Raw genomic sequence first — 1,731 nt, forward strand, 5'->3', positions numbered from 1 at the left:
CCCTAATTGTGTGCCGCACAATTTTTCCCCCATGAATGGGGGCTAGGGGGTTGAAGTGCCGAAGGCACTTTTTTATGCCCAGCGGCATCCTTGCTGATACCCCTAATCGGAGTTATAATATAACTGTAATGTGATAGGGAAGGAGGAACAATGGCACGAACAAAAAACAGAGGGTATCAGCAGCCCCTGACCCCTACCTATACGGCCCGGCGTTGGAAGATGGGCGGCTACATCCGGCTTTCCCGCGAGGACTTGCAGAAAATCAACCGGGGACTTGACGATAGCAACAGCGTGAAAAACCAGCGCGACATCCTCAACGATTTTCACAATAACCACATGGACGAGTTTGAAAGCTACACCGAGTATGTGGACGACGGCCACACGGGAACCGATACGGAGCGCGAAAGTTTCCAGCGGCTTTTAGGGGATGTAATGAGCGGGAAAATCAACTGCGTTGTGGTGAAAGACCTTTCCCGTTTCGCCCGGAATTACAGTGACGCTGGCAGTCTGATTGACAACCTTTTTGTGCAGATGGGCGTCCGCTTTATCAGCTTGGCCGAGGGCGTGGACAGCAATTTGAACCCGGACAGCGTGAACAGCATCATCGTTCCGATAACAAACGTGATGAACGACCAGTACTGTTATCAGACCTCAAAGAAAATCCGGCAGGTATTTGATTACAAGCGGCGCAACGGCCAGTACATCGGCTCTTTCGCTCCCTACGGCTACATAAAAGACCCCAAGGACAAACACCAGCTAATCGTTGACCCGGAGGCCGCTGAAATCGTCAAGAAGATTTATGAGCTATGCCTGCAAGGAACCACCAAACACGCGATTGTGCTTTATCTGAACGAGCACGGCATACCCAGCCCAACGGCCTACCGGATGGAAAAGGGCCTGCCCTATTCCCCCGCCGTGGCCGACAATCCCATGTGGGGAAACAAGATTGTCAATGACATTCTGAAAAACCCCATTTATACCGGGGATTTGGTACAAGGCCGCCGCCGGGTGAAAAGCTACAAGGTACACCAGATAGAGGCAGTGCCGGAGGAGGAATGGGTGCGCGTACCCAATACCCACGAGGCCATCATCACCCATGAAACCTTTGACCGGGTGCAGGCCCTCCTGCTCCGCGATACCCGGACAGCCCCAAAGGGCCGGGAGCTCCATTTGTTCAGCGGCTTTCTGAAATGCGCTGACTGCGGGAAATCCGTCACCCGGAGCCAGAGCGGGAAAAATATCTATTATGCCTGCTCCACCTACAAGAACCGCTCCCGGACGGCCTGCACGATGCACTCCATCAAGCACAACCGTCTGGAGGCCGCCGTCCTGTTCGCTATCCAGTATCAAGTGGGAACCGCCGTTTCCTATTCGGAAATGATAGCCCATATCAACACGGCCCCGCTGAAAAAAAGTCAATCCCACCGCCTTAACGACCAGATAGCCGCAAAGGAAAAGGAATTGACGAAAATCACCCGCTACAAGCAGTCGCTGTATCAAGACTGGAAAGACGGGGAAATCACCCAGCAGGAGTACCGGGAAATGAAATCCGATTATGAACGGCAGGCCGCCGAGCTTACGGATTTGCTGACCCGGCTGACGGCTGAACGGAAAGAGCTCTCAAACGGCGTTGACCAGCAGCATCCCGCGCTGGTATGAAGATGGGATCACTGAGGATGTATACCATAACCTTTTTGTGCGGCTGGGGACCGATGAAAGCCTGCAGCAGAG

The 1,731-nt window shown here is 53.5% G+C and carries 1 protein-coding gene; it reads left to right on the forward strand.

Features of this window, described 5'->3' with window-relative positions; translation table 11 throughout:
- The first annotated feature begins 150 nt into the window (after positions 1–150).
- Positions 151–1,659, forward strand: a complete 1,509-nt coding sequence (locus NFS35_RS28785) for a recombinase family protein (RefSeq protein WP_251210379.1) — start codon at positions 151–153, stop codon at positions 1,657–1,659.
- The last annotated feature ends 72 nt before the right edge of the window (positions 1,660–1,731 follow it).

This window comes from Acetatifactor aquisgranensis, assembly GCF_943193215.1.
Lineage (GTDB): Bacteria > Bacillota > Clostridia > Lachnospirales > Lachnospiraceae > Acetatifactor > Acetatifactor aquisgranensis.